General features: G+C 69.9%; 19 protein-coding genes and 1 pseudogene. 7 read left to right on the plus strand and 13 right to left on the minus strand.

Going from position 1 to position 19,333, the window contains the following annotated elements:
- Positions 1-77: 77 nt before the first annotated feature.
- Genes lipA through BAY61_RS07475 form a run of 3 tightly spaced genes read right to left on the minus strand, consistent with a single transcriptional unit; the run spans position 78 to position 2,707 of the window.
- Positions 78-1,085, minus strand: a complete 1,008-nt coding sequence (gene lipA / locus BAY61_RS07465) for a lipoyl synthase (RefSeq protein ID WP_091800239.1) — start codon at positions 1,083-1,085, stop codon at positions 78-80.
- Between the two features lie 36 nt (positions 1,086-1,121).
- Positions 1,122-2,114, minus strand: a complete 993-nt coding sequence (locus tag BAY61_RS07470) for an oxidoreductase (RefSeq protein ID WP_091800242.1) — start codon at positions 2,112-2,114, stop codon at positions 1,122-1,124.
- A gap of 41 nt (positions 2,115-2,155) precedes the next feature.
- Positions 2,156-2,707 carry a hypothetical protein gene (locus tag BAY61_RS07475; protein WP_091800887.1) on the minus strand — a complete coding sequence of 184 codons (552 nt, stop codon included), beginning with the start codon at positions 2,705-2,707 and terminating at the stop codon, positions 2,156-2,158.
- 130 nt (positions 2,708-2,837) lie between these two features.
- Here BAY61_RS07475 and BAY61_RS07480 point away from each other — a divergent pair, with 130 nt between their 5' ends.
- Together BAY61_RS07480 and BAY61_RS07485 are read left to right on the plus strand one after the other, a co-directional pair.
- Entirely contained in the window at positions 2,838-3,446 is a 609-nt protein-coding gene (locus BAY61_RS07480; protein WP_091800244.1) for a TetR/AcrR family transcriptional regulator, read from the plus strand.
- Positions 3,447-3,460: 14 nt separating this feature from the next.
- Complete coding sequence (locus BAY61_RS07485) at positions 3,461-4,396, plus strand: LLM class F420-dependent oxidoreductase (RefSeq protein ID WP_091800247.1); 936 nt, start codon at positions 3,461-3,463, stop codon at positions 4,394-4,396.
- Between the two features lie 45 nt (positions 4,397-4,441).
- Here BAY61_RS07485 and lipB read toward each other — a convergent pair whose 3' ends face one another.
- From lipB to lpdA, 5 genes are all read right to left on the minus strand, one after another.
- Positions 4,442-5,167: a lipoyl(octanoyl) transferase LipB gene (lipB, locus tag BAY61_RS07490; protein ID WP_176879628.1), complete on the minus strand. Its 726-nt coding sequence runs from the start codon at positions 5,165-5,167 to the stop codon at positions 4,442-4,444.
- A 14-nt stretch (positions 5,168-5,181) separates the two neighbouring features.
- Entirely contained in the window at positions 5,182-5,847 is a 666-nt protein-coding gene (locus BAY61_RS07495) for a phosphatase PAP2 family protein (RefSeq protein ID WP_091800253.1), read from the minus strand.
- Between the two features lie 8 nt (positions 5,848-5,855).
- Complete coding sequence (locus BAY61_RS07500) at positions 5,856-6,740, minus strand: TIGR01777 family oxidoreductase (RefSeq protein WP_091800256.1); 885 nt, start codon at positions 6,738-6,740, stop codon at positions 5,856-5,858.
- A 102-nt stretch (positions 6,741-6,842) separates the two neighbouring features.
- Positions 6,843-8,675: a 2-oxoglutarate dehydrogenase, E2 component, dihydrolipoamide succinyltransferase gene (sucB, locus tag BAY61_RS07505; protein WP_091800258.1), complete on the minus strand. Its 1,833-nt coding sequence runs from the start codon at positions 8,673-8,675 to the stop codon at positions 6,843-6,845.
- A gap of 62 nt (positions 8,676-8,737) precedes the next feature.
- Entirely contained in the window at positions 8,738-10,111 is a 1,374-nt protein-coding gene (lpdA, locus tag BAY61_RS07510; protein WP_091800261.1) for a dihydrolipoyl dehydrogenase, read from the minus strand.
- A gap of 192 nt (positions 10,112-10,303) precedes the next feature.
- Between lpdA and BAY61_RS07515 the strand changes: the two genes are divergently transcribed.
- The gene (locus tag BAY61_RS07515) at positions 10,304-10,669 is read left to right on the plus strand and encodes an oxidoreductase (RefSeq protein WP_091800282.1); all 366 of its coding nucleotides are present in this window, start codon (positions 10,304-10,306) and stop codon (positions 10,667-10,669) included.
- A 24-nt stretch (positions 10,670-10,693) separates the two neighbouring features.
- Here BAY61_RS07515 and BAY61_RS07520 read toward each other — a convergent pair whose 3' ends face one another.
- Both BAY61_RS07520 and BAY61_RS07525 read right to left on the minus strand, forming a co-directional pair.
- Positions 10,694-11,788, minus strand: coding sequence for an SMI1/KNR4 family protein (locus BAY61_RS07520; RefSeq protein ID WP_091800284.1), 1,095 nt, complete (start codon positions 11,786-11,788; stop codon positions 10,694-10,696).
- Positions 11,785-13,278 (minus strand): leucyl aminopeptidase, encoded by a 1,494-nt coding sequence (locus tag BAY61_RS07525; RefSeq protein WP_091800287.1) that lies wholly within the window; start codon positions 13,276-13,278, stop codon positions 11,785-11,787. The genes BAY61_RS07520 and BAY61_RS07525 overlap by 4 nt, the downstream gene beginning before the upstream one ends.
- Before the next feature lie 103 nt (positions 13,279-13,381).
- On the opposite strand from BAY61_RS07525, the gene BAY61_RS07530 reads away from it, so the two are divergent.
- Complete coding sequence (locus BAY61_RS07530) at positions 13,382-14,323, plus strand: hypothetical protein (RefSeq protein WP_091800290.1); 942 nt, start codon at positions 13,382-13,384, stop codon at positions 14,321-14,323.
- Positions 14,320-14,946 carry a ribonuclease FAU-1 family protein gene (locus BAY61_RS07535; protein WP_245865897.1) on the plus strand — a complete coding sequence of 209 codons (627 nt, stop codon included), beginning with the start codon at positions 14,320-14,322 and terminating at the stop codon, positions 14,944-14,946. Before BAY61_RS07530 ends, BAY61_RS07535 begins: the two co-directional genes overlap by 4 nt.
- Before the next feature lie 3 nt (positions 14,947-14,949).
- On the opposite strand, the gene BAY61_RS07540 is transcribed toward BAY61_RS07535, so the two are convergent.
- Entirely contained in the window at positions 14,950-15,252 is a 303-nt protein-coding gene (locus BAY61_RS07540) for a hypothetical protein (RefSeq protein WP_091800293.1), read from the minus strand.
- Positions 15,253-15,312: 60 nt separating this feature from the next.
- Between BAY61_RS07540 and BAY61_RS07545 the strand changes: the two genes are divergently transcribed.
- On the plus strand, positions 15,313-16,416 hold the full coding sequence (locus BAY61_RS07545) for a branched-chain amino acid aminotransferase (protein WP_091800297.1): 1,104 nt from the start codon (positions 15,313-15,315) through the stop codon (positions 16,414-16,416).
- A gap of 43 nt (positions 16,417-16,459) precedes the next feature.
- Positions 16,460-16,747: a hypothetical protein gene (locus BAY61_RS07550; RefSeq protein WP_091800300.1), complete on the plus strand. Its 288-nt coding sequence runs from the start codon at positions 16,460-16,462 to the stop codon at positions 16,745-16,747.
- A gap of 624 nt (positions 16,748-17,371) precedes the next feature.
- Here BAY61_RS07550 and BAY61_RS07560 read toward each other — a convergent pair.
- Together BAY61_RS07560 and BAY61_RS07565 are read right to left on the minus strand one after the other, a co-directional pair.
- Positions 17,372-18,367: pseudogene (locus BAY61_RS07560) on the minus strand (nicotinate-nucleotide--dimethylbenzimidazole phosphoribosyltransferase); the annotation flags it as partial.
- 9 nt (positions 18,368-18,376) lie between these two features.
- Positions 18,377-19,330 carry a sugar-binding transcriptional regulator gene (locus BAY61_RS07565; RefSeq protein ID WP_091800308.1) on the minus strand — a complete coding sequence of 318 codons (954 nt, stop codon included), beginning with the start codon at positions 19,328-19,330 and terminating at the stop codon, positions 18,377-18,379.
- Between the last annotated feature and the right edge of the window lie 3 nt (positions 19,331-19,333).

Consider the following 19,333-nt stretch of genomic DNA (forward strand, 5'->3'; position numbering starts at 1 on the left):
GTTCGTCGTTAGGACGACACTATCGCCTGCTTGGTTCGGCCGATTCGGGGTTCTCCCTGATTTTGCCGCGCCCGGCGTTACGACTGCCGGGCCAGCAGGCTGCTCGCCTCCTGCGCGGCCGGGCCGGCCGTGGTGAGGTGCCGCAGGTTCTCCGGAAGCTGCTCGCCCCTGTGCTGTTTCGTCTGCGCGAACAACTTGCCGGCCCGGTAGGACGAGCGCACGAGCGGGCCTGCCATGACACCGGCGAAGCCCAGCTTCTCGGCCGCCTTGGTGTGCTCGACGAACTCCTCCGGCTTGACCCAGCGGTCGACCGGGTGGTGCCGTGGCGAAGGGCGCAGGTACTGGGTGATCGTGATGATCTCGCAGCCTGCCTCAACGAGGTCGCGCAGCGCTCCGGTGACCTCGTCGGGGGTTTCGCCCATGCCGAGGATCAGGTTCGACTTGGTGACCAGCCCCGCGTCGCGGGCCTTGGTGATGACTTCGAGTGAACGCTCGTACCGGAAAGCGGGCCGTAGCCGCTTGAACACGCGCGGCACCGTCTCCAGGTTGTGCGCGAGCACCTCCGGCCGCGAGGAGAACACCTCGGCGAGCTGGTCGGGTTCGGCGTTGAAGTCGGGGATCAGCAGTTCGACACCGGTTCCGGGATTGAGCTCGTGGATCTGGCGCACGGTCTCGGCGTACAGCCAGGCGCCGCCGTCGTCGAGATCGTCCCTCGCGACGCCGGTGACCGTCGAGTAGCGAAGGCCCATGGCCTGCACGCTCTCGGCGACCTTGCGCGGCTCCGACCGGTCGAGCGCCGTGGGTTTGCCGGTGTCGATCAGGCAGAAGTCGCAGCGCCTCGTGCACTGCTCGCCGCCGATCAGGAACGTGGCTTCGCGGTCTTCCCAGCACTCGTAGATATTGGGACAGCCCGCTTCCTCACACACGGTGTGCAGTCCCTCGCGCCGCACGAGTCCCTTGAGTTCGGTGAACTCCGGACCCATGCGCGCCCGGGTCTTGATCCAGGACGGCTTCTTCTCGATTGGGGTCTGGCTGTTGCGGACCTCAAGCCGCAGCAGCTTCCGACCCTCCGGCACAGCAGTCACGAACCCAGCCTACGCGTCCGATCTTCACCGACAAGCTCACTCCGGGTCCGGGGTGATCCCGGTCAACTTCGCGGTCAGCGCCCACAGCCCCGCACCGAGGGCGGCGTCGCTCGCCGTGCGTGAGGGAGTGCCCTTCGCGGGGTATCCGCGCAGCGCACCGAGACCGCGAGGGCCGATGAAGTCGCCGCCGGTGACCTCGTCGGCGGTGGCGGCGTAGAGCTGAGGCAGCGCGCCCATCCGCGAGTTCTGCGCCAGTAGCAGCTCGCCGAGCCTGGTGCCGGTGCGAATGACACCCCTGGCGAGCGCGTTGCCGTGCGAGCGGGCCATGGCGCCGCCCAGTCCGGTGTCGCTGTAACCGGGGTGGGCGGCGACGCTGAGCACCGGCGAACCGGCTGCCCTCAGCCTGCGGTCCAGTTCCATCGTGAAGACCTGGTTGGCCAGCTTCGACTGCGCGTAGGCGGCGGCGGGGTTGTAGCGCCGCTGCTCGAAGAACGGGTCGTCGAGGTCGATCCTGCCGCCGTTGGCGGTGAGGCTGGAGACGGTGACGACCCTCGCCGCCTTCGCGCCGCGCAGGGCGGGCATCAGCAGCCAGGTGAGCGCGGCGTGCCCGAGGTGATTGGTGCCGAACTGGGTCTCGAAGCCGTCGGTGGTCGCGCCCTTCGGGGTGCCCATGAGCCCCGCGTTGTTGATTAGGACGTCGAGCGTGCCTCCGGTGAGATCGCGTACGGCTGTCACGCTCCGCCGCACCGAGGCGAGGTCGGCGAGATCGAGCGAGATCAGCGCGGGCTGCGTCGCCGCGACCACCTCGACGTCGTTGAGCGCCTGCCTGCCTCGCTCCTCGGAGCGGCAGGCGAGCAGCACCGTCGCGCCCTTGGCCGCGAGCACCTTCGCCGTGCGCAGCCCCAGCCCGGAGTTGGCGCCGGTGATCAGCACCGTGGTGCCCGTCTGGTCGCCGATGTCGCGCTCGGCCCACGTGCCGTGCCCGGGCGCCCGTTGTCCGTCCCGCCGCTGTCCGTCCTGCCTCGCCATGGCCGACAGCTAACTACACGTGCTGACGCGGGGACAACACGTCATGCCGTCGGCGCGAGCGCTCGCAGCAGCTGGCCGAGCGGGTTGGCTTTGCGCGCAGGACGTTGCCCCGGGTGCCGCCGCCGCTCGCGCAGCAGCGCCACGAAGGCGTTGCCGACCTCGGTGACCTCGGCGTCCGGTTCGCCGGGTTCGGCGAGGCCCGCCGTGATCGCCAGCATCCGCAGTTCGGCGTCGTTGGCGGCCCTCAGCGCGGGACTGGCCGCCGTCGCGCTGTCGAGTAGTCCTCGCAGCGTCGCGTTGTCACGCTCGGCGGACAGCCATGCCCTTGCCACCGCGTCGACCTGGTCTGTGTCGTCCTTACCGCCGCGCGGGTCACCGGCGTCCTCGGGGCCGGAGTTCTCGACCCTGAGCCTGCCGCCGAGTACCTGGCTCCACTTGTACTGCAAAGCCAGCAGCAGCCGTTCCTCGCCGCCGAACTCCCTGATCGCCTCGGGCACCGCGCGCCACGGCGGCTCGTGCTGTTTCCCGGCCTTCGCGGCATCCAGTACGGCATCGATGAGGTCGCGCCTGCGATAGAAGTCTTCCCAGCTCACGTCCGATCCCCTTCCGTGCCTCAAGGTCATACCGGCGGTTTGCGACATACTCTCGGTATGGATCCGACGCGACCCAACATACCATCGGTATGGCGATGGTGTGCGGCGTAGAGTCGTGAGCGTGGTGACAATGCGGTCAAGAAGAGAAGAGTATTCCGAATCGACCCGTTCGGCTCTGGTCGACAGCGCGATCGCACTGTTCACCACGCGCGGTTACGCCGGTACGTCACTCGACGAGATCGCCAAGCGGACCAAGGTCACCAAAGGTGCGCTCTACCACCACTTCAGTGGTAAGCAGGCTGTTTTCGAGGCGGCGTTCGACGCGGTGGAAACCGACGTGAAAGGGCGGCTGGAAAAGATACTGCGGGGTCCGGAAAAACCGTGGGACCGAGCGTTGAACGGGCTCAGGGAATTCATTTCCAGTTGCCTCGATCCGGCTTATCAGCGCATCGCCATTCACGAGGCTCCTGTAGTCATGGGCTGGCAGCGCTGGAAGGAAGCCGAGGACAGGTACAGCTTCGGCCTGATCAGGTCGAGCCTGCGGGACCTCATCGACGCGGGCGAGATCATGAACGTGCCGGTCGAGGTCACGTCCAGGCTGCTGTTCGGCGCGCTGTCCAGCGCCGCCACCGAAATCGCGGGCTCGGCCGACCCCGAAGCGGTGGGCCGTCAGGTCGAGACGGTCATCATCAGCCTGCTTCATCAGGTCCGCCAGCCGCCCCCGGACAGCGCTGAATAGTTACGCTCAAGCGCGTGGAACTCAGGATCTTCACCGAACCCCAGCAAGGTGCGAGCTACGACGACCTGCTCGCCATCGCCAAGGCGACAGAGGACGCGGGCTACGACGCGTTCTTCCGGTCCGACCACTACCTGAAGATGGGCTCGGTCAGCGGGCTGCCCGGCCCGACCGACGCCTGGATCACGCTCGCCGGCCTCGCCCGCGAGACCTCCCGCATCCGGCTCGGCACGCTGGTGACCGCCGCGACCTTCCGGCATCCCTCGGTGCTGGCCATCTCGGTCGCCCAGGTCGACCAGATGTCCGGCGGCAGGGTCGAGCTGGGTCTCGGTTCCGGCTGGTTCGCCGAGGAGCACACCGCATACGGCATTCCCATGCCCGCCACGAAGGAACTGTTCGACCGCTACTCCGAACAGCTCGCGATCATCACCGGCCTGTGGGGGACGCCGGAGGGCGAGACCTTCTGCTTCGACGGCACCTACTACACGCTCCAGGACTCACCAGCGCTGCCGAAACCCGCACAGCGGCCGGGGCCGCCGGTGATCGTCGGCGGGCTGGGCAAGAAGCGCACTCCCGAACTCGCCGCCCGCTACGCGAGCGAGTTCAACCTGCCGTTCGTCGACATCGACACCGCGCTCGCGCAGTACGAGCGGGTCGACGCGGCGGTGCGCGCGGCCGGAAGGGACCCGAAAGACATCGTCCGCTCGGCCGCGCTGGTCATCGCCGTCGGCAGGAACGAGGCCGAGGTCGCCAAGCGCGCCGAAGCCATCGGCAGGGAAGTACCCGAGCTGCGGGCCAACGGCCTCGCCGGCACCCCGGCCGAGGTGGTCGACAAGATCGGCCAGTGGCGCGAGAAGACCGGCGTATCCCGTCTGTACTTGCAGGCACTCGACGTGAGCGACCTCGACCACGTGGAGCTGATCGCGGCCGAGGTCAAGCCCCAGCTCGACTGAGCGCTCCGGCGACGGGGGCTCGATCGGGCCCCCGTGGCCACCCGGTCAGGTGCGCAGCGCGAAGGTGACGCCGGGGGCGCTCGGCTGCTCCGGCCTCGGCAGCCAGTGGTCGCTGACCGGCAGTTCGCCCTCCAGCGCGGCCAGCACCGCGTCTCTCGCGGCGGGCAGTGCCTCGGCGACCGTGACGTCACGCCCCGTTTCCAGCGAAAGCGACGTGGTACCGGCGTCACTGATACCGCACGGCACGATCTTGCCGAACGCGCCGAGGTCGGCGTTGCAATTCAGTTCGAAGCCGTGCATGGTCACGCCGCGCTGGACCCTGATGCCGATCGCGGCGATCTTGCGCTCCTGGCGCCCCTCTTCGGCGGGAAGCCACACCCCGCTGCGTCCTTCGACCCTGCCGGTGCGCACGCCGAATCCGGCGCACACGGCGATGAGCGCTTCCTCGATCCGGCGCACGTAGTCGACGACGTCGATGGGGTCGGTGAGCTTCACGATGGGGTAGCCGACGAGCTGGCCAGGACCGTGCCAGGTGATGCGCCCGCCCCTGTCGACGTCGATGACCGGGCTGCCGTCGACCGGCCTGTCCTCGGGCCGGGTGCGTTTGCCCGCCGTGTACACGGAGGGGTGCTCCAGCAGCAGCATCGTGTCGGCGCCGCGCTCCTCGGCGCGGGCGGCGGCGTGCTCGCGTTGCAGTTCCCACGCTCGCAGGTACTCGACGACACCGATCTCGCGCACGTCGACGGGATCGCCACCAGCGCGGCAGGACATGGTCGCTTTCGCAGTCACATCGACGAGGCTACGCCGCGCCGCTTCACTGGTACCAGCCGCAGTGCCGCGCCCGACAGCAGCGCGATCCCGGCCACGGCGAGCACGGCGCCGAGCGTGTCGGTCAGCCAGTGCACGTCGAGCACGACGCGGCTCGCCGCGCACAGGACGATGGCGAGCGCGCCGAACCACGCGGTCAGCGCGACGAGCCGGGGAGCCAGCCACAAGCACAGAACGACGAGCGCGGCGACCGTACTGGCGACGGAAACGACGTGCCCGCTGGGAAAGCTGAAATCGGGGAAGGGTCTCGGCCGTTCCCTCGCGAAGAGTGGCTTGCCGAGGAAACTCGCCGCCCGGCAACACACCAGCAGCACGAGTGTCCGGAAAATGACGCTGGCGTGCCACGACCGGCCCCGCCGCCACAGCACGGTGCCCGCGACCGCGAGCACGACGGCGAGCAGCACCGGCAACACCGGGCCGAGAACGGCGCTCACGATGTTCGCGACGGTGCCGGCCGTGCCCCGCCACTGGTCGCGCAACGCCTCGCCGATACCGGCGTCGAGGCCGTGGGCCGGTGCCGGACTCACCGCGAACCCGAGTACCGCGAAGCCGGTGAGCAGTACGATTCCCGCGGCGATCGAACCGATCAGCGCGGCACGTCCCTCAGCGCGTTGCACGGTCACCGGCGCTTTCAGAGCACCGCCGCGAGCGCGCCGCCGAGTTCGGGGTTGGCGAAGGAGAAACCCGCGCGCGGCAGTGCGGCCGACGTCGCTCTCGGGCCGGTCAGCAGCATCTCGTCGGCGGCTTCACCGAGCGCGAGCCGCAGCACGGCGCCGGGAGCCCGCCACGGGGCCGGTCTGCGCAGTGCCCTGCCGAGTGTCCTGGTGAACTCCGCGTTGGTGACCGGAGTGGGAGCGGCAAGGTTCAGCGGCCCGGACACCGTGTCGTGTTCGAGTGCGAACCGGATGGCTTCGACGTGATCGGGAAGGCTGATCCACGAGAAGTACTGGTTCCCTTCGCCGAGCTTGGCGCCGAGCCCCAGCAGGAACACCGGCTTGAGCAGGCCGAGAATGCCGCCCTTTCCGGAAAGCACGGGCGCTGTGCGCAGGGTGACGACCCTGGCTCCCGCCGTCCTCGCCGGTGCCGTGCGGGCTTCCCACGCCTGGCACAGCCCGGAAAGGAATCCCGATCCGGCCGCGCCGCCCTCGTCGACCTCCACGTCGCCGGTGTCGCCGTAGAAGTGCACGCCCGACCCGTTGATCAGCACGGGAATCCCACGTTCCGCGACGGCTTCGGCCAGTACCTCGGTCGGTTCGAGCCTGCTGTCGGTGAGCAACTGTTTGCGGGCTCCGCTCCACCTTCCCGACACGAGCGGCGCGCCGCACAGGTTGACCACCGCGTCGACCCCGTCGAGCGCGCCGTCGTCGATCCGGCCCGCCGGAGGATCCCAGTTGAACTCGTCTGCTGCCCTGGTTTCCCTGCGCACCAGCCGGACGACCTCGTGGCCTTCCGTTCTCAGCCGGGGCACGAGTGTCGTGCCGATGAGACCGCTCGATCCGGCGACGAGAACGCGCATACCGTCCACTCTAGACAAAGGGCGGCCGCGCGTGCGATCTCGCCGGGTACGGAAAAGGGCGCCCACCCGCGAAGGTGGACGCCCCTTACCGGTTCATGAGGACTACAGGCCGAGCTCGTCCTCGAAGTTGCCCTCTTCGAGGCGCTGCTTGATCGTCGTGACGAACCTGCCGGCGTCGGCACCGTCGACGAGCCGGTGATCATAGGTCAGCGGCAGGAAGGCCATCGACCTGATGGCGATCGTGTCGTTGCCGTCGGGATCGGTGACCACGACCGGCCGCTTCACGACGGCACCGGTGCCGAGCATGCCCGACTGGGGCTGCACGATGATCGGAGTGTCGAAAAGCGCGCCGTTGCTGCCGATGTTGGTGACGGTGAAGGTGCCACCGGTGATCTCGTTCGGGCCGATCTTGTTGTTGCGGGCCCTGTCGGCGAGATCGGCGATGCGGTGGGCAAGCCCCGCGAGGCTCAGTTCACCGGCGTCGTGGATCACCACCGAGAGCAGGCCGCGCTCGGTGTCCACGGCGATGCCGAGATGCACGGCGCCGTGGTAGGTGATCTCCTTCGTCTCCTCGTTGTACGAGGCGTTGACGTTCGGGTGCTGCTTGAGCGCTTCGACCGTCGCCTTCGCGAAGAACGGCAGGAACGTCAGGTTGACGCCCTCGCGCTCCCTGAACGCGGCCTTGGCGCGCTGGCGCAGCTTGGCGATCTTGGTGACGTCGACCTCGTGCACCTGGGTCAGCTGCGCCGAGACCTGGAGCGATTCCCTCGTCTTCAGCGCGGTGATCTGGCGGATCCTGCTCGCCTTCTGCACCGTTCCGCGCAGGGCCGCCTTCTCCGAGTCGGACACCGCGGCCTGCGGTGCCGCCGCGGCGGGGGCGGGGGCCTGCTGCTGCGGAGCCGCCGCCGGTGCCTGCTGCTTCTGCTTCGCCTCCACGGCGGCCAGCACATCCTGCTTGCGGATGCGGCCACCCACCCCGGAGCCGGTGAGCGAGGCGAGGTCGATGCCGTGCTCGGCCGCGAGCTTGCGCACGAGCGGCGTCACGTACGGCACGGCGGCGCCGTCCTGGCTCGGTGCCGCCTGCTGCTGCGCGGGCTGAGCCGGTTGGGCGGGCTGCGCGGCCGGTGCGGGCTGCGCGGCCGGTGCGGGCTGCGCTGGCTGAGCGGGCTGCGCTGGCTGAGCGGGTGCCGGGGGTGCCTGCGGTGCGGGAGCCTGCTGTGCGGCCGGTTCCGGTGCGGGCTGGGCCGGTTGCGTCGGCTGAGTCGGCTGAGCCGGTGCCTGCTGCGCGGGAGCGGCGCCTTCCGCGCCGACGACGGCGAGCTGCCCGCCGACCTCGACGGTCTCGTCCTCGGCCACCGAGATCTCCAGCACGGTGCCCGCGACGGGGGAGGGGACCTCGGTGTCGACCTTGTCGGTGGAGATCTCCAGCAGCGGTTCGTCGACCGCCACCGAGTCACCGACCTGCTTCAGCCACCGCGTGACGGTGCCCTCCGTGACGCTCTCCCCGAGTTCGGGAAGGGTCACCGGGGTGCCGGAAGCCTGCCCGCCCGACGGCGCGGCGGCCTGCGCCGGCGCCGCCTCCTGCGCGGGCTCTTCCTGCTGAGCGGGCTGAGCGGGCTGTTCGGGTTGTGCGGGCTGCTCCTGCTGGGCGGGCTGCTCCGGCGCTGCTGCGGGAGCACTCGCCTCGCCGCCGCCGGAACCGTCGTCGATCACCGCGAGTTCGGCGCCGACCTCGACGGTCTCGTCCTCCTGCGCGACGATCTTCTGCACGGTGCCCGCGACGGGGGAGGGGACCTCGGTGTCGACCTTGTCGGTGGAGATCTCCAGCAGCGGTTCGTCGACCGCCACCGAGTCACCCTCCTGCTTCAACCATCGGGTGACCGTGCCCTCCGTGACGCTCTCACCGAGCTCCGGCAATGTGACGGAGTACGCCATCGTTCGCTGACTCCCTTGACTGTTCGGGTGTGGTCTTGTTGTTGGCGGCGGTGCGGGCTGGATCAGCCGTGCACGTGCAGTGGCTTGCCCGCGAGGGCAAGGTGTGCTTCGCCGAGCGCCTCGGTCTGGGTCGGGTGGGCGTGGATGAGCGGAGCGACATCCTCGGGGAAAGCTTCCCAGTTGTAGATGAGTTGCGCTTCGCCGATCAATTCGCCGACCCGGTCACCGACGAGGTGGAGGCCGACGACCGGCCCGTCCGGCGCCTTGATCAACTTGACCGCACCGGAAGTCTTGAGAATCTGGCTCTTGCCGTTGCCCGCGAGGTCGTAGGTGAACGTCGTGATGTCGGCACCGAACTTCTCCCTCGCGGCGGCTTCGGTCAGCCCGACGGACGCGACCTCGGGGTGCGAGTAGGTGACCCTCGGGATACCGGCCTCGTCGATGGGCTTCGGGTTCAGCCCCGCGATTTCCTCCGCGACGAGGATGCCCTGCTGGAATCCCCTGTGCGCGAGCTGGAGGCCGGGCACGATGTCGCCGACGGCGTACACGTTCGGCAGGTTGGTCCGCAGCCGCTCGTCGGTCGGCACGAACCCGCGGTCCATGCTCAGGCCCGCCTCCTCGTAGCCGTGGCCAGCGGTGTTGGGACCGCGGCCGACCGCGACGAGCAGCAGGTCGGCCTCAAGGGTCTCGCCGGACTCCAGCGAAACGCTCACGCCGTTGTCGTCCTGCTTGGCGCCGGTGAACCTGACTCCGGTCTTGAAACCGATCTTGCGGCGACGGAAGGCCCTTTCGAGCTGCTTCGACGCGAATTCGTCCTCGTTGGGCACGAGCCGGGGCAGTGCCTCGACGATGGTCACGTCCACCCCGAAGGAGGCCCACACGCTCGCGAACTCGACGCCGATGACGCCGCCGCCGAGCACGATGGCCTTCTTGGGGATGTAGTCGAGGGTGAGCGCGTCCTCGCTGGCGATAATGCGGCCGCCGAGTTCGAGGCCGGGCAGCGTCTTGGAGTAGGAACCCGTGGCAAGCAGCAGGTTCTTGCCGGTGTACTTGGTGCCGGCGACGTCGACGGTCGTGCCACCCGCGAAGGTGCCGGTCCCCTCGACGTAGTTGATCTTGTGTGCCTTGGCGAGTCCCTGTAGTCCCTTGTAGAGCCTCGTGACGATCGAGTCTTTGTACTTGTGGACGCCGGCGATGTCGACGCCCTCGAAGACCGTCTTGACGCCGAACTGCTCGCCGTCGCGGGCCGAGTCGGCGACCTCCGCGGCGTGCAGCAGCGCTTTGGTCGGGATGCAGCCGCGATGCAGGCAGGTGCCGCCCAGCTTGTCCTTCTCGATCAGGGTTACGGAAAGGCCCAGTTCAGCGGCGCGGAACGCCGCGGCATAGCCACCCGATCCGCCACCCAGGATCACCAGGTCGGCTTCAGCGTCGGTCACTTCTCCCACTCCTTGGCAGGCCGTTTCGTGTGTCTTCACTCATCAAACAAGTCGTCCGCACGGCGCCGTGGCGCGCTCAGCACACCTCATCTTGTCACCTCGCCTGACAGGCTTGCGAGCTAGTGGTGCTGTGGGCGGGACATCGCGTTTCGGTTCCCGGGATAATGATCGTCATAAGCCACGAGAGGAGAGGTGGTCGACGTGGGCCTGTTCGACTCACTGCGCCGCAGAGGGAAGGGAGGGTCAAAGCCCGGAACACTACGTAAGTCCAGCTCAGCGGACACGCAGCACCTCGACGCCTGGGCAGCCGCCCGCAAGGGTGTCGAGGCCTACGTGGAACCGAAGACCACTGTCACGGACACCACAGTGGTACTGATCGCACATGACGGTGAGTGGACCCGCCGCCGCATCGGCAGCCTGACCGCCGCGCAGGACTTCGGCCGCAAACGCTCGATTCCCGTGTACGAGGTCGCCAAGACCGGCTACCCCAGACGCATGCGCGAGTTCACCGAGCGGCAGAAGATCATGGAGCGGCGCAGGCAGGAAGAGCAAGGCTAGTCAAGAGCTGGCCACGGTCTTCGGTCACAGTGCCGCTTCGAGTAGGCGCAGGTGCTCTTCGAGCACGGCCCTGATGCCGGAATGGGTCGTCGTACCGAACACCGGGTCCCACTCGACGACCGCCGCGTTGCCGGGCAGCAGGACCAGTCGTGGCGGTTCGCTGATCGGCAGCACGGACTTCACGAGGCCCAGTTCCGCCACCCCGAGCAGCCGGGGGAACACGACGTCGCCGGGAAGCCCGTCGCAGGTCAGCAGAAAATCGCGGTAGCTGGGCGGCAGGGTGATGCCGAGCCGTTGCTCGGCGAACGCGATCCCTGCCGGGGTCGCGGGAGGCGGCGTGCTGTGCGGTTCGCCTCGCAGGCGCATGATCTCGCCGATCAGGCCCGCGAGGTCCAGCGGCGCCCTGTCCGCCCGGTACCTGGTCAGCAGCGCGGCCACGAGCGTTCCCGCGTAATCGCGGGCCCACTCACCCGGCACGGTGAGCGCACCATCGACGAGCAGCGGGGCCACGTGCCTGCCCGCGGCAAGCGTCGCCACATCCGGTTCCGGCAGGTCCTTCGCCAGCAGGGCCCACTCGCCGAGCGCGGCGAGCGCGCCTTCCCGGTCACCGGCCGCCGCCAGCGTCTCGGCTTCGGCCGCATGCCGCCGGAGCCGCTGGCCGGGGGTGCGGGGTTCCTTCTCGTCCTCCGTGCTGCCCATGCTCCCAGTGAGTTCGCCGAGCTTGTTCACGAAAGCAAGCAATCCGTCCCCGGTGTCTTTCGCGCCAGGGCCGCCGAGGTGCGCGAGGTGAGCGCGCTCCTCGGCGTCGAGATCGAGGGGAAGCAGTTCCCGCGCCCACTCCGGCCGCGCGCCCCTCGCCTCGAACAGCATCGCCCACGCCCGGGCCCGTACCGGGTCGGCGGCCAGTTCGGTCACCGGCCGTCCCGTCACGTCCAGCCAGCGCAGGACGAGGCGGTCCGATTCACCGAGAGCCCCGGTGCAGGCGAGCAACAGCGCCGAGGAACCGATCACGGCGTCGACCTTGCCGTCGGCCGCCGTCAGGACCTCCCTGACGGCGCGCTCCGCGGGCCCCGACGGCGCGTCGGCCGAGCCCTCGGCAGGGCTGCCGGGCTCGGTCACCCGTTCTCGGCGATGTCGGCGAGAACGGCCGCGATGGTGCGCACCGGGACCCCGGTGCCGCCCTTGCCGGTGTAACCCCACGGCGAACCGGCGTTGTAGGCGGGCCCCGCGACGTCGATGTGTGCCCACGGCAGGCCGTCGGCGACGAACTCGCGCAGGAAGATCCCGGCGGCGAGCATCCCGCCGAACCGGGAACCGGTGACGTTGGCGAGATCGGCGAGCTTCGAGTCCAGATCGCCGCGCAGTTCCTCGGGAAGCGGCATCGCCCAGCCGCCCTCGCCGGTGGCCCTCGCGACGGTGGCGACCCGGTCGCGGAACTCCTCGGTCCCCATGATTCCCGCCGTGCGGCTGCCGAGCGCGACCACCTGTGCGCCGGTCAGCGTCGACGTCTCGATCAGGTAGTCGGGCTCGTCCTCGGCGGCCCGCACCATCGCGTCGGCGAGCACGAGCCTTCCCTCGGCGTCGGTGTTGAGGACCTCGACGGTCTTGCCGCCGTACATCGTCAGCACGTCACCGGGCCGGTAGGACGTGCCGGAGGGCATGTTCTCGGCGAGCGGGAGATAGGCGGTGACCGCGAGCGGGTACTTGAGCTTCGCGGCGAGCACGACGGAAGCCAGCACCGCGGCGGCGCCCGACATGTCCGAGGTCATCGCGTCCATGTTGGCGGCGGGCTTGAGCGAGATGCCGCCGGTGTCGAACGTGATGCCCTTGCCGACCAGCGCGATCTTCTTGCGCGCCTTGGCGCCCTTGTAGCTGATGCGCACCAGCCGGGGAGGCCGCGACGAGCCGCCGCCGACGCCGAGGATGCCGCCGAAACCCTTGCGCTTCAACGCCTTCTCGTCCAGTACTTCGACGTCGAGCCCGGCCGCCTCGGCGAGCTTCCTCGCCCTCTCGGCGAACGAGGAGGGGAACAGCACGTTCGGCGGGGTGTTGATCAGGTCCCTCGCGACGCACACCGCCTCCGCGATCGCCGTCGCCGCCTTGAGCGTCGCCTTGTGCTCCTTCGCGGTTCCCTCGGCGGGACTCGCGACATCCACAGTGGACACGGGGGCGTCGCCGGGCTCCGACTTGAACTCGGTGAAGCCGTACGCGCCGAGCACGATGCCCTCGACGGCGGCTTGCAGATCCAGCACCGACAGCGTGGTGAGCGCCCTCGCGGTGCCCGCGAGCGCGCGGCCGGCGGCTCCCGAGGCCCTGCGCACCCGCTCCGAGGTGGGGTCCTGCTCGCCGAGACCGACCGCGAGCACGAAACCGGAAGGCAGCTTGCCGAGGGTGGGAACCTTCACGACCTCCTCGGCCTTGCCGGTGGCGCCGAGCGTGCGCAGCACGTCGACGAGGGAACCGCCGAGCGCGGCGTCGACGGACTCCGCACCGGGCGCCAGCTCCAGTCCCTTCGCACCGGCGACGGTGCCGATCACGATCGCCTCCGCACGGCTCTTACCAAGCGCGGCCTCGGTGATCTCGGAAAGGGCTAGCTTCGGCAGGCTCACGGCAGGGCTCCTCGGTAGACGGCGACTGATCTCGACCACGGTGGTGGTCGTGCTTCGGTCATGCTATTGACGGCGGTGCAGGCCCGGAGAGGTAGGTACGAGGGTGCAGGTCGCAGGGGTCCTTATCGGCGCGCTGGCAGCGGCGGCCTCGGTGGCGGGCTGGTGGTTGCTCGCCGGGGTCGTGGTGGCCGCCGCGCTGGCGTACTGCGCGCGGCCGGATACCGCCTCGCCCGAGCTGCCGGACCGGTCGTCGCGGTTGCTCGGTGGTCTCGGGCTCGCCTCGGGCGTGACGAGGGTCGTGGTGTTCGCGACCGTCTTCGCCGGTTACCTGGTTCCCGGACAGCCGGGACCGGCCGTGCTGGGGTTCGTCGCGGTGGTCACCGCGGCGACGGCGACCGGCGTGGTGTTCGCGGGCTACTACCGGCGGTGGTGTTCCGGCCTGCTGCTCCTTGCCGGTGTGGCGTTCGTGCTGCTGTGTGCCGCGATCGCGCCAGTGGAAGTGGTGGGCCAGGCGGGACAGGGCGTCTCGTTCGCCGGGGTGCTCGCCGCCGCCGCGTTGTGCTTCCCGATGTTCGCGGGGCTCACCGGCAGGGCGGTCGCGGTGGGCGCCGTGATGGCGTCGGCCGTCGCCGCGGGCGCGCTGTGGCAGCTCGGCCCCGTGCGACTCGGACTGTCCCCGACGTCGTTGCGGGACGTGCTCGCCGCCGCCGACGCCGCCGCGCTGGGACCGCTGCTCGGCGCCGTCGTCGTGCTCGCGACCGGGAGCGCGGCGCTACTGGCGCTGACCGGTGTCAGGGACTCGGCTGCCACCGTCTTCGAGCGGAGCGGGCGACGTGACGTGCTCGTGGTGACCGCGCTGGCCGGTGCGCTGACGGCCGCGCTCGCGGTACTGCTGTCGCCGCTGGGCGCGCTGCTGCTCGCCGCGGCATTCACGCTCGCCGAAGCGTGCGCCCGCGCGCTGGTCGCCCGCGAGGCCAGGCTTCCCGCCGTCGTCACGGTCGCGGGAACCACCGTGCTGTTCGGGGCACTGGTGTTCGCGCTGTGAGGTGGGATCGGGGCGACACGGTGGTGCTCAGCTTCCTGCGGCCGGACGCGAGCGTGGGCCAGCAGCACCCGCTTCGGGTGCTCGCCGACGACGGCAACGACCTGCTCGGCTGGTTGCCCGCGGGAACCACCATCGTCGGCAGCAGGCTCGCCGACGGGAGGGATCTGCGCGAGGCGCCGCTGGCCGAACGGTTCGTCACGCCGAGAATGCGGATCAGGGACCAGTGGCGGGACTCCTCGACACTGCGGTTGATCAGCGAGCACACCCTCGCGTCCGTGTGGTGGTTCTTCGCGGTCGACGGCGGCTTCACCGGCTGGTACGTCAACCTGGAGCTTCCGCTCGGGAGGGACGCGCTGGGACCGTGCCGGATCGACGGCGTGCTCGACCTCGTCGTACATCCCGATCTGCGCTGGGAGTGGAAGGACGAGGACGAGGCGGCCGAGGCGGTGAGAGCGGGGCGGTTGACAGAGGAGCAGCTCATCGCGCTGCGAGCGGAAGGCGAGCGGCACATCGCGCTCGCGGAATCGGGGGCGTTTCCCTTCGACGGCACCTGGACCACGTTCCTGCCGGAGCGGGAGTGGTCCCCGCCGGTGTTGCCGCCGGGGTTGTTGCGGGACCTGTGAGGCTCAGGCCATCAGGTAGGCGATGCCCAGCAGCACGACGGCGACGACGGCCAGCCCGCCGAGATGGCTGCCGCTGAGGTCGCGCGGGAACACCTTGCCGTGCTGGTTCTTCCACCACACGATGCCGAAGGCGGCGCCGATGATGCCGAGGAAAGCGCCGAATCCACCGGCCATGATGTAGCCGATGAGCACGATCTCGCCCGCCGCGAAGGTGAGCAGGGCCGCGGCGCCGAAGGTCTTGAAGTCCGATGCCGGTCCCGCGGACACGCTGTTGCCACCAGGGGACGGCTGAGGCTGGTACGTCACACCGCCATGGTAGAGGGAAGTGAATGTTCTGACGTCCTACTAACGAGATATGCTCGTGGCATGACGACCACGATCCCCTTCGCGCGTGACCTCGCCCCCACCCCCGCCACGGTGGAGCGGGTAGCCGAGGTATTGGCGAAGCCGGGATTCGGGGCCCATTTCACCGACCACATGGTCACCGTGAAGTGGGACACCGCGCGTGGCTGGCACGAGGCCGAGCTGAAGCCCTACGGGCCGTTCATCCTCGACCCCGCTTCCGCCGTTCTGCACTACGGCCAGGAGATCTTCGAAGGACTCAAGGCATACCGGCAGCCCGACGGGTCCATTCGCGCGTTCCGTCCCGACGCCAACGCCGAGCGGTTCCGCACGTCGGCGCGCAGGCTCGCGATGCCGGAGTTGCCTGACGAGCTTTTCCTCGGTTCGTTGCGCGAACTCGTCGATGTCGACAACCGCTGGGTGCCGACCAAGCAGGGCGACGCGCTGTACCTGCGGCCGTTCATGATCGCGACGGAGGCGGGGCTCGGCGTCAACTCGCCGGCGGGTGAGTACGTGTACTCGCTCATCGCCTCGCCGGCCGGTTCCTACTTCACCGGCGGGGTGCGCCCGGTGAGTGTGTGGCTGTCCACCGAGTACGTGCGCGCCGCGCCGGGAGGAACCGGTTCCGCCAAGTGCGGTGGCAACTACGCCGCGTCCTTCCTTGCCCAGGCGCAGGCGGTTGAGCAGGGCTGCGACCAGGTGGTCTGGCTCGACGCGATCGAGCGCGCGTGGGTCGAGGAGATGGGCGGGATGAACCTGTTCTTCGTCTTCGGTTCCGGTGCCGAGGCCAAGGTGGTCACCCCCGAGCTGAGCGGTTCGCTGCTGCCCGGCATCACGCGGGACTCGTTGCTGCGGCTCGCGTCCGACTTCGGGCACAAGGTCGAGGAGCGGCGGATCTCCACCGACGAGTGGGAAAAGGCGACGGCTTCCGGTGAGCTGACCGAGGTGTTCGCGTGCGGGACGGCCGCGGTGATCACGCCGGTTGGCCGCGTCAAGCACGCGAACGGGGAGTTCACCATCGGCGGCGGTGAGCCCGGTGAGCTGACCATGAAGCTGCGTGCCGAGCTGACCGGGATCCAGGAAGGCACCCGGCCCGACCCGCACGGCTGGATGTACGAACTGGCCTGACGCCAAGCGGCTTGCCACGCGCGCCGCCCGGCGCGCGCGTGGCGTGGGCGGCGAGTCCCGCGTTCGCGCGGCCGAGATCCGCACTCCGGTCACCGAGATCCGCACTCCGGTCACCGAGATCCACACCCAGGACGGCGAGATCCACACCCAGGTCACCGAGATCCGCATTCAGGTGGCCGAGTCGCGCGCTCAGGTCGCTGAGGTCTGCACTCCGGCTGCCGAGATCCGCGTCGGGGGCGTTGAGATGCCCGTTCCGGATGGCGAGTTCCGCGTTCGGCGGTCAGGGCCTGAAGCCGCGGCACTCGTCGTCGGTTGTGGGTGTATTTCGTGATCCCGAACGGAACACACCCGTCCGGTACGTCTCGCGGGTACGGCTGTGGCTTCCGTTCGGCCGAATGCGCATCTCGTGCGGCCGAACGCGGATCTCGACGCCCGGAACGCGGATCTCGCCGACCCGAGTGCGGATCTCGACGCCCGGAATGCGGATCTCGGCGACCTGGACGCGGATCTCGGCGGTTGGGTGGTGCGGCCGATTCGACCGGGCCGGTTACGTCGCCTGGTCCGCATCCTCGCTTGATGCGGCTTCCTCGCTCTCCCCAGCGGCTTCGCTCGGCCGGGCTTCCTCGGTCTCCCCGGCGGCTTCGCTCCGCCCGGCTTCCCCGGCTGTCGCGGCGGCCTCGGATTGCCCGGCCTCCTCGGCCTCCCCGGCTACCGACTCCGGCGAGGTGACACCTTCCGGCGCCGCCGCATCCGTCGTGCCGACCGCATCGGCCGTGCCGGACACCGCACCCACCGCATCGGCCGTGCCGGACATCGCGCCTACCGCGCTGGCCACCGCACCCGCCGCACCAACTACGCCGACCGCATCGGCCACGCCGACCGCATCGGCCACGCCGACCGCATCGGCTTCGCCAGGCGCCGCCTCGCCTGGCACCGCGCCGCCCGGCGCGCTCGCCTCCGCCAGCACCCTCACCGCGCCGGTCAGCAACGGCAACACCGCCACCGCGCCGATGCCACCTCCCGCACCGACGCCGAGGTCGGCCACCGGCTTCAAGTCCAGCTGGTCGAGTGCGAGCAGTTGAGCCGGTTCGGACGAGCGATGCGCGGGAAGCCACCACGAACGGGCACCGGCCGCCAGGTCCTCCGCGACCAGTGCCGCCGCCGCGGCGACCACGCCGTCGAGCAGCACCGGCGTCCGCCGGACGGCGGCCTGCGCGAGAAATCCCGCCATCGCGGCGATGTCGGCACCGCCGGCCGTCCGCACCAGCTCGATCGGATCGGTCAGCACCGGCCTCGCCCTGCGCAGCGCGTCGCGGACGGCGGTCGCCTTGCGCATCCAGCCGTTGTCGTCGATACCGGAACCACGGCCGATGACGGCGACCGGCTCCGCCCCGGTCAGCGCGGCGACGAGCGTGGCGGCCGGGGTGGTCGCTCCGACCCCGATCTCGGCGGGGATCAGCAAATCGGCGCCCTCGTCGACCTCGGCGTCGGCGATCGCGGCACCCGCCAGCACGGCCGCCCTCGCCTGCTCGCCGGTCAGCGCGTCCTCGACGTCGATCGAGCCCGTGCCATCGGAGACCGTGAACCCCGAACTCTCCTCCGCGTCACGCACACCCACTTCGACGACCCGCACGCCCGCACCGGCGGCCTCGGCGAGCACGCCGAGCGCGCTCCCGCCGGAGCGCAGTGCCTCGACCAGACTCCGGGTGTGTTCGGACCGGTGCACGGAGACACCGCGGGCCGCGACACCGTGGTCAGCCGCGAACACCACGACCCTGGCCCGCGACAACGGCCGGGGCGGTGACTGTCCCTGGCACGCGGCGATCCACGCGCTCAGGTCTCGAAGCCTGCCGAGTCCGTCGGCGGGGCTGATCAGGGTGGCGTGCCGCCGGAACGCTTCCGCTCTGGCGAGCTCGTCCGGCTGGGGAACGGAGGGGAACTCGATGCGCACGCGCTCAAGCTACCCCGCTTCGCGCGCCAGCAGTGCTCTGGCCAGGGAGCTGTCGCACACGAGGACGTCGAGCGCGCGGGTGCGCAGCGCGCCGAGCACACCGCCCGCCTTTTCCGGTCCGGCGGCGACCCCGGCCACCGTGGGGATGCTCGCGAGGTCGGCCAGCGAGACACCGAGCACCCTGTCGTCGGTGGGACCGGTCAGTGGCGTGCCGTCCGCGTCGAAGAAGCGCGCGCAGATGTCACCGACCGGCTTCGCCGCCTCGAACCGTCCTTTTTCCTCGTGGCTCAGGTTCATCGCCCTGACGAGCGCCGCCGAGGAACCCTGCCCGGCGCTGCCGATACCGACGATGGCGATCTGCGCTCGCCGTGCCGCGTCGAGTGCTTTTTGGATGGTGGGTTCGGCGAGCAGAACGTCCCTGCCCGCCTTCGAGGTCAGCAGCGCGGGTGCGTGCAGCCGGAGATATTGGCCCCCGACCCTGCCGGCGAGGTCGCGGACGAGTTCCTCTCCGCTGATCGCCGAGTCCACAGCGGACAGTCCGCCGACGAGTGGAAGCACCTCGACGTCGAGCCCGCCCTCGTCGGGGATGTGCTGCACGACCGATTGCAGCCCGTGCCCCCACGAGACGCCGATCTGTTGTCCTGGCTGGAGATTGTCGAGCAGCCAACGGGCGCCGAGGTCACCGACCCTCGACAGTGGACGGTCGTGGCTGTGGGTCTCGGCGACCCTGCTGTCCTTGAGCCCGAAGCGGCTGGTGAGCTGGTTTTCCAGGTCCATGTCGCGACCGCTTGGGTCGTTGATCTGGATCCGGACGATGCCCCTTTCCCTTGCCGCCGTGAGCATCCTCGACACACTGGACCTGCTGACCTGCAACGTGGTCGCGATCTCGTTCTGGGAGCGCCCTTCCTCGTAGTAGAGGCGGGCGGCTTTCACCAGCAACTGCTGGTCACGAGGTGGCGGCATGTC

This window comes from Prauserella marina (assembly GCF_002240355.1).
Lineage (GTDB): Bacteria > Actinomycetota > Actinomycetes > Mycobacteriales > Pseudonocardiaceae > Prauserella_A > Prauserella_A marina.

Coding starts and splice junctions, on each gene's coding strand:
- lipB (WP_176879628.1), bottom strand. CDS start 5,167: ATGTCCTGCCGCGCTGGTGGCGATCCCGTCGACGTGCGCGAGATCGGT.
- BAY61_RS07470 (WP_091800242.1), bottom strand. CDS start 2,114: ATGGCGAGGCAGGACGGACAGCGGCGGGACGGACAACGGGCGCCCGGG.
- BAY61_RS07500 (WP_091800256.1), bottom strand. CDS start 6,740: ATGCGCGTTCTCGTCGCCGGATCGAGCGGTCTCATCGGCACGACACTC.
- BAY61_RS07480 (WP_091800244.1), top strand. CDS start 2,838: ATGCGGTCAAGAAGAGAAGAGTATTCCGAATCGACCCGTTCGGCTCTG.
- BAY61_RS07565 (WP_091800308.1), bottom strand. CDS start 19,330: ATGCCGCCACCTCGTGACCAGCAGTTGCTGGTGAAAGCCGCCCGCCTC.
- BAY61_RS07545 (WP_091800297.1), top strand. CDS start 15,313: ATGACGACCACGATCCCCTTCGCGCGTGACCTCGCCCCCACCCCCGCC.
- sucB (WP_091800258.1), bottom strand. CDS start 8,675: ATGGCGTACTCCGTCACATTGCCGGAGCTCGGTGAGAGCGTCACGGAG.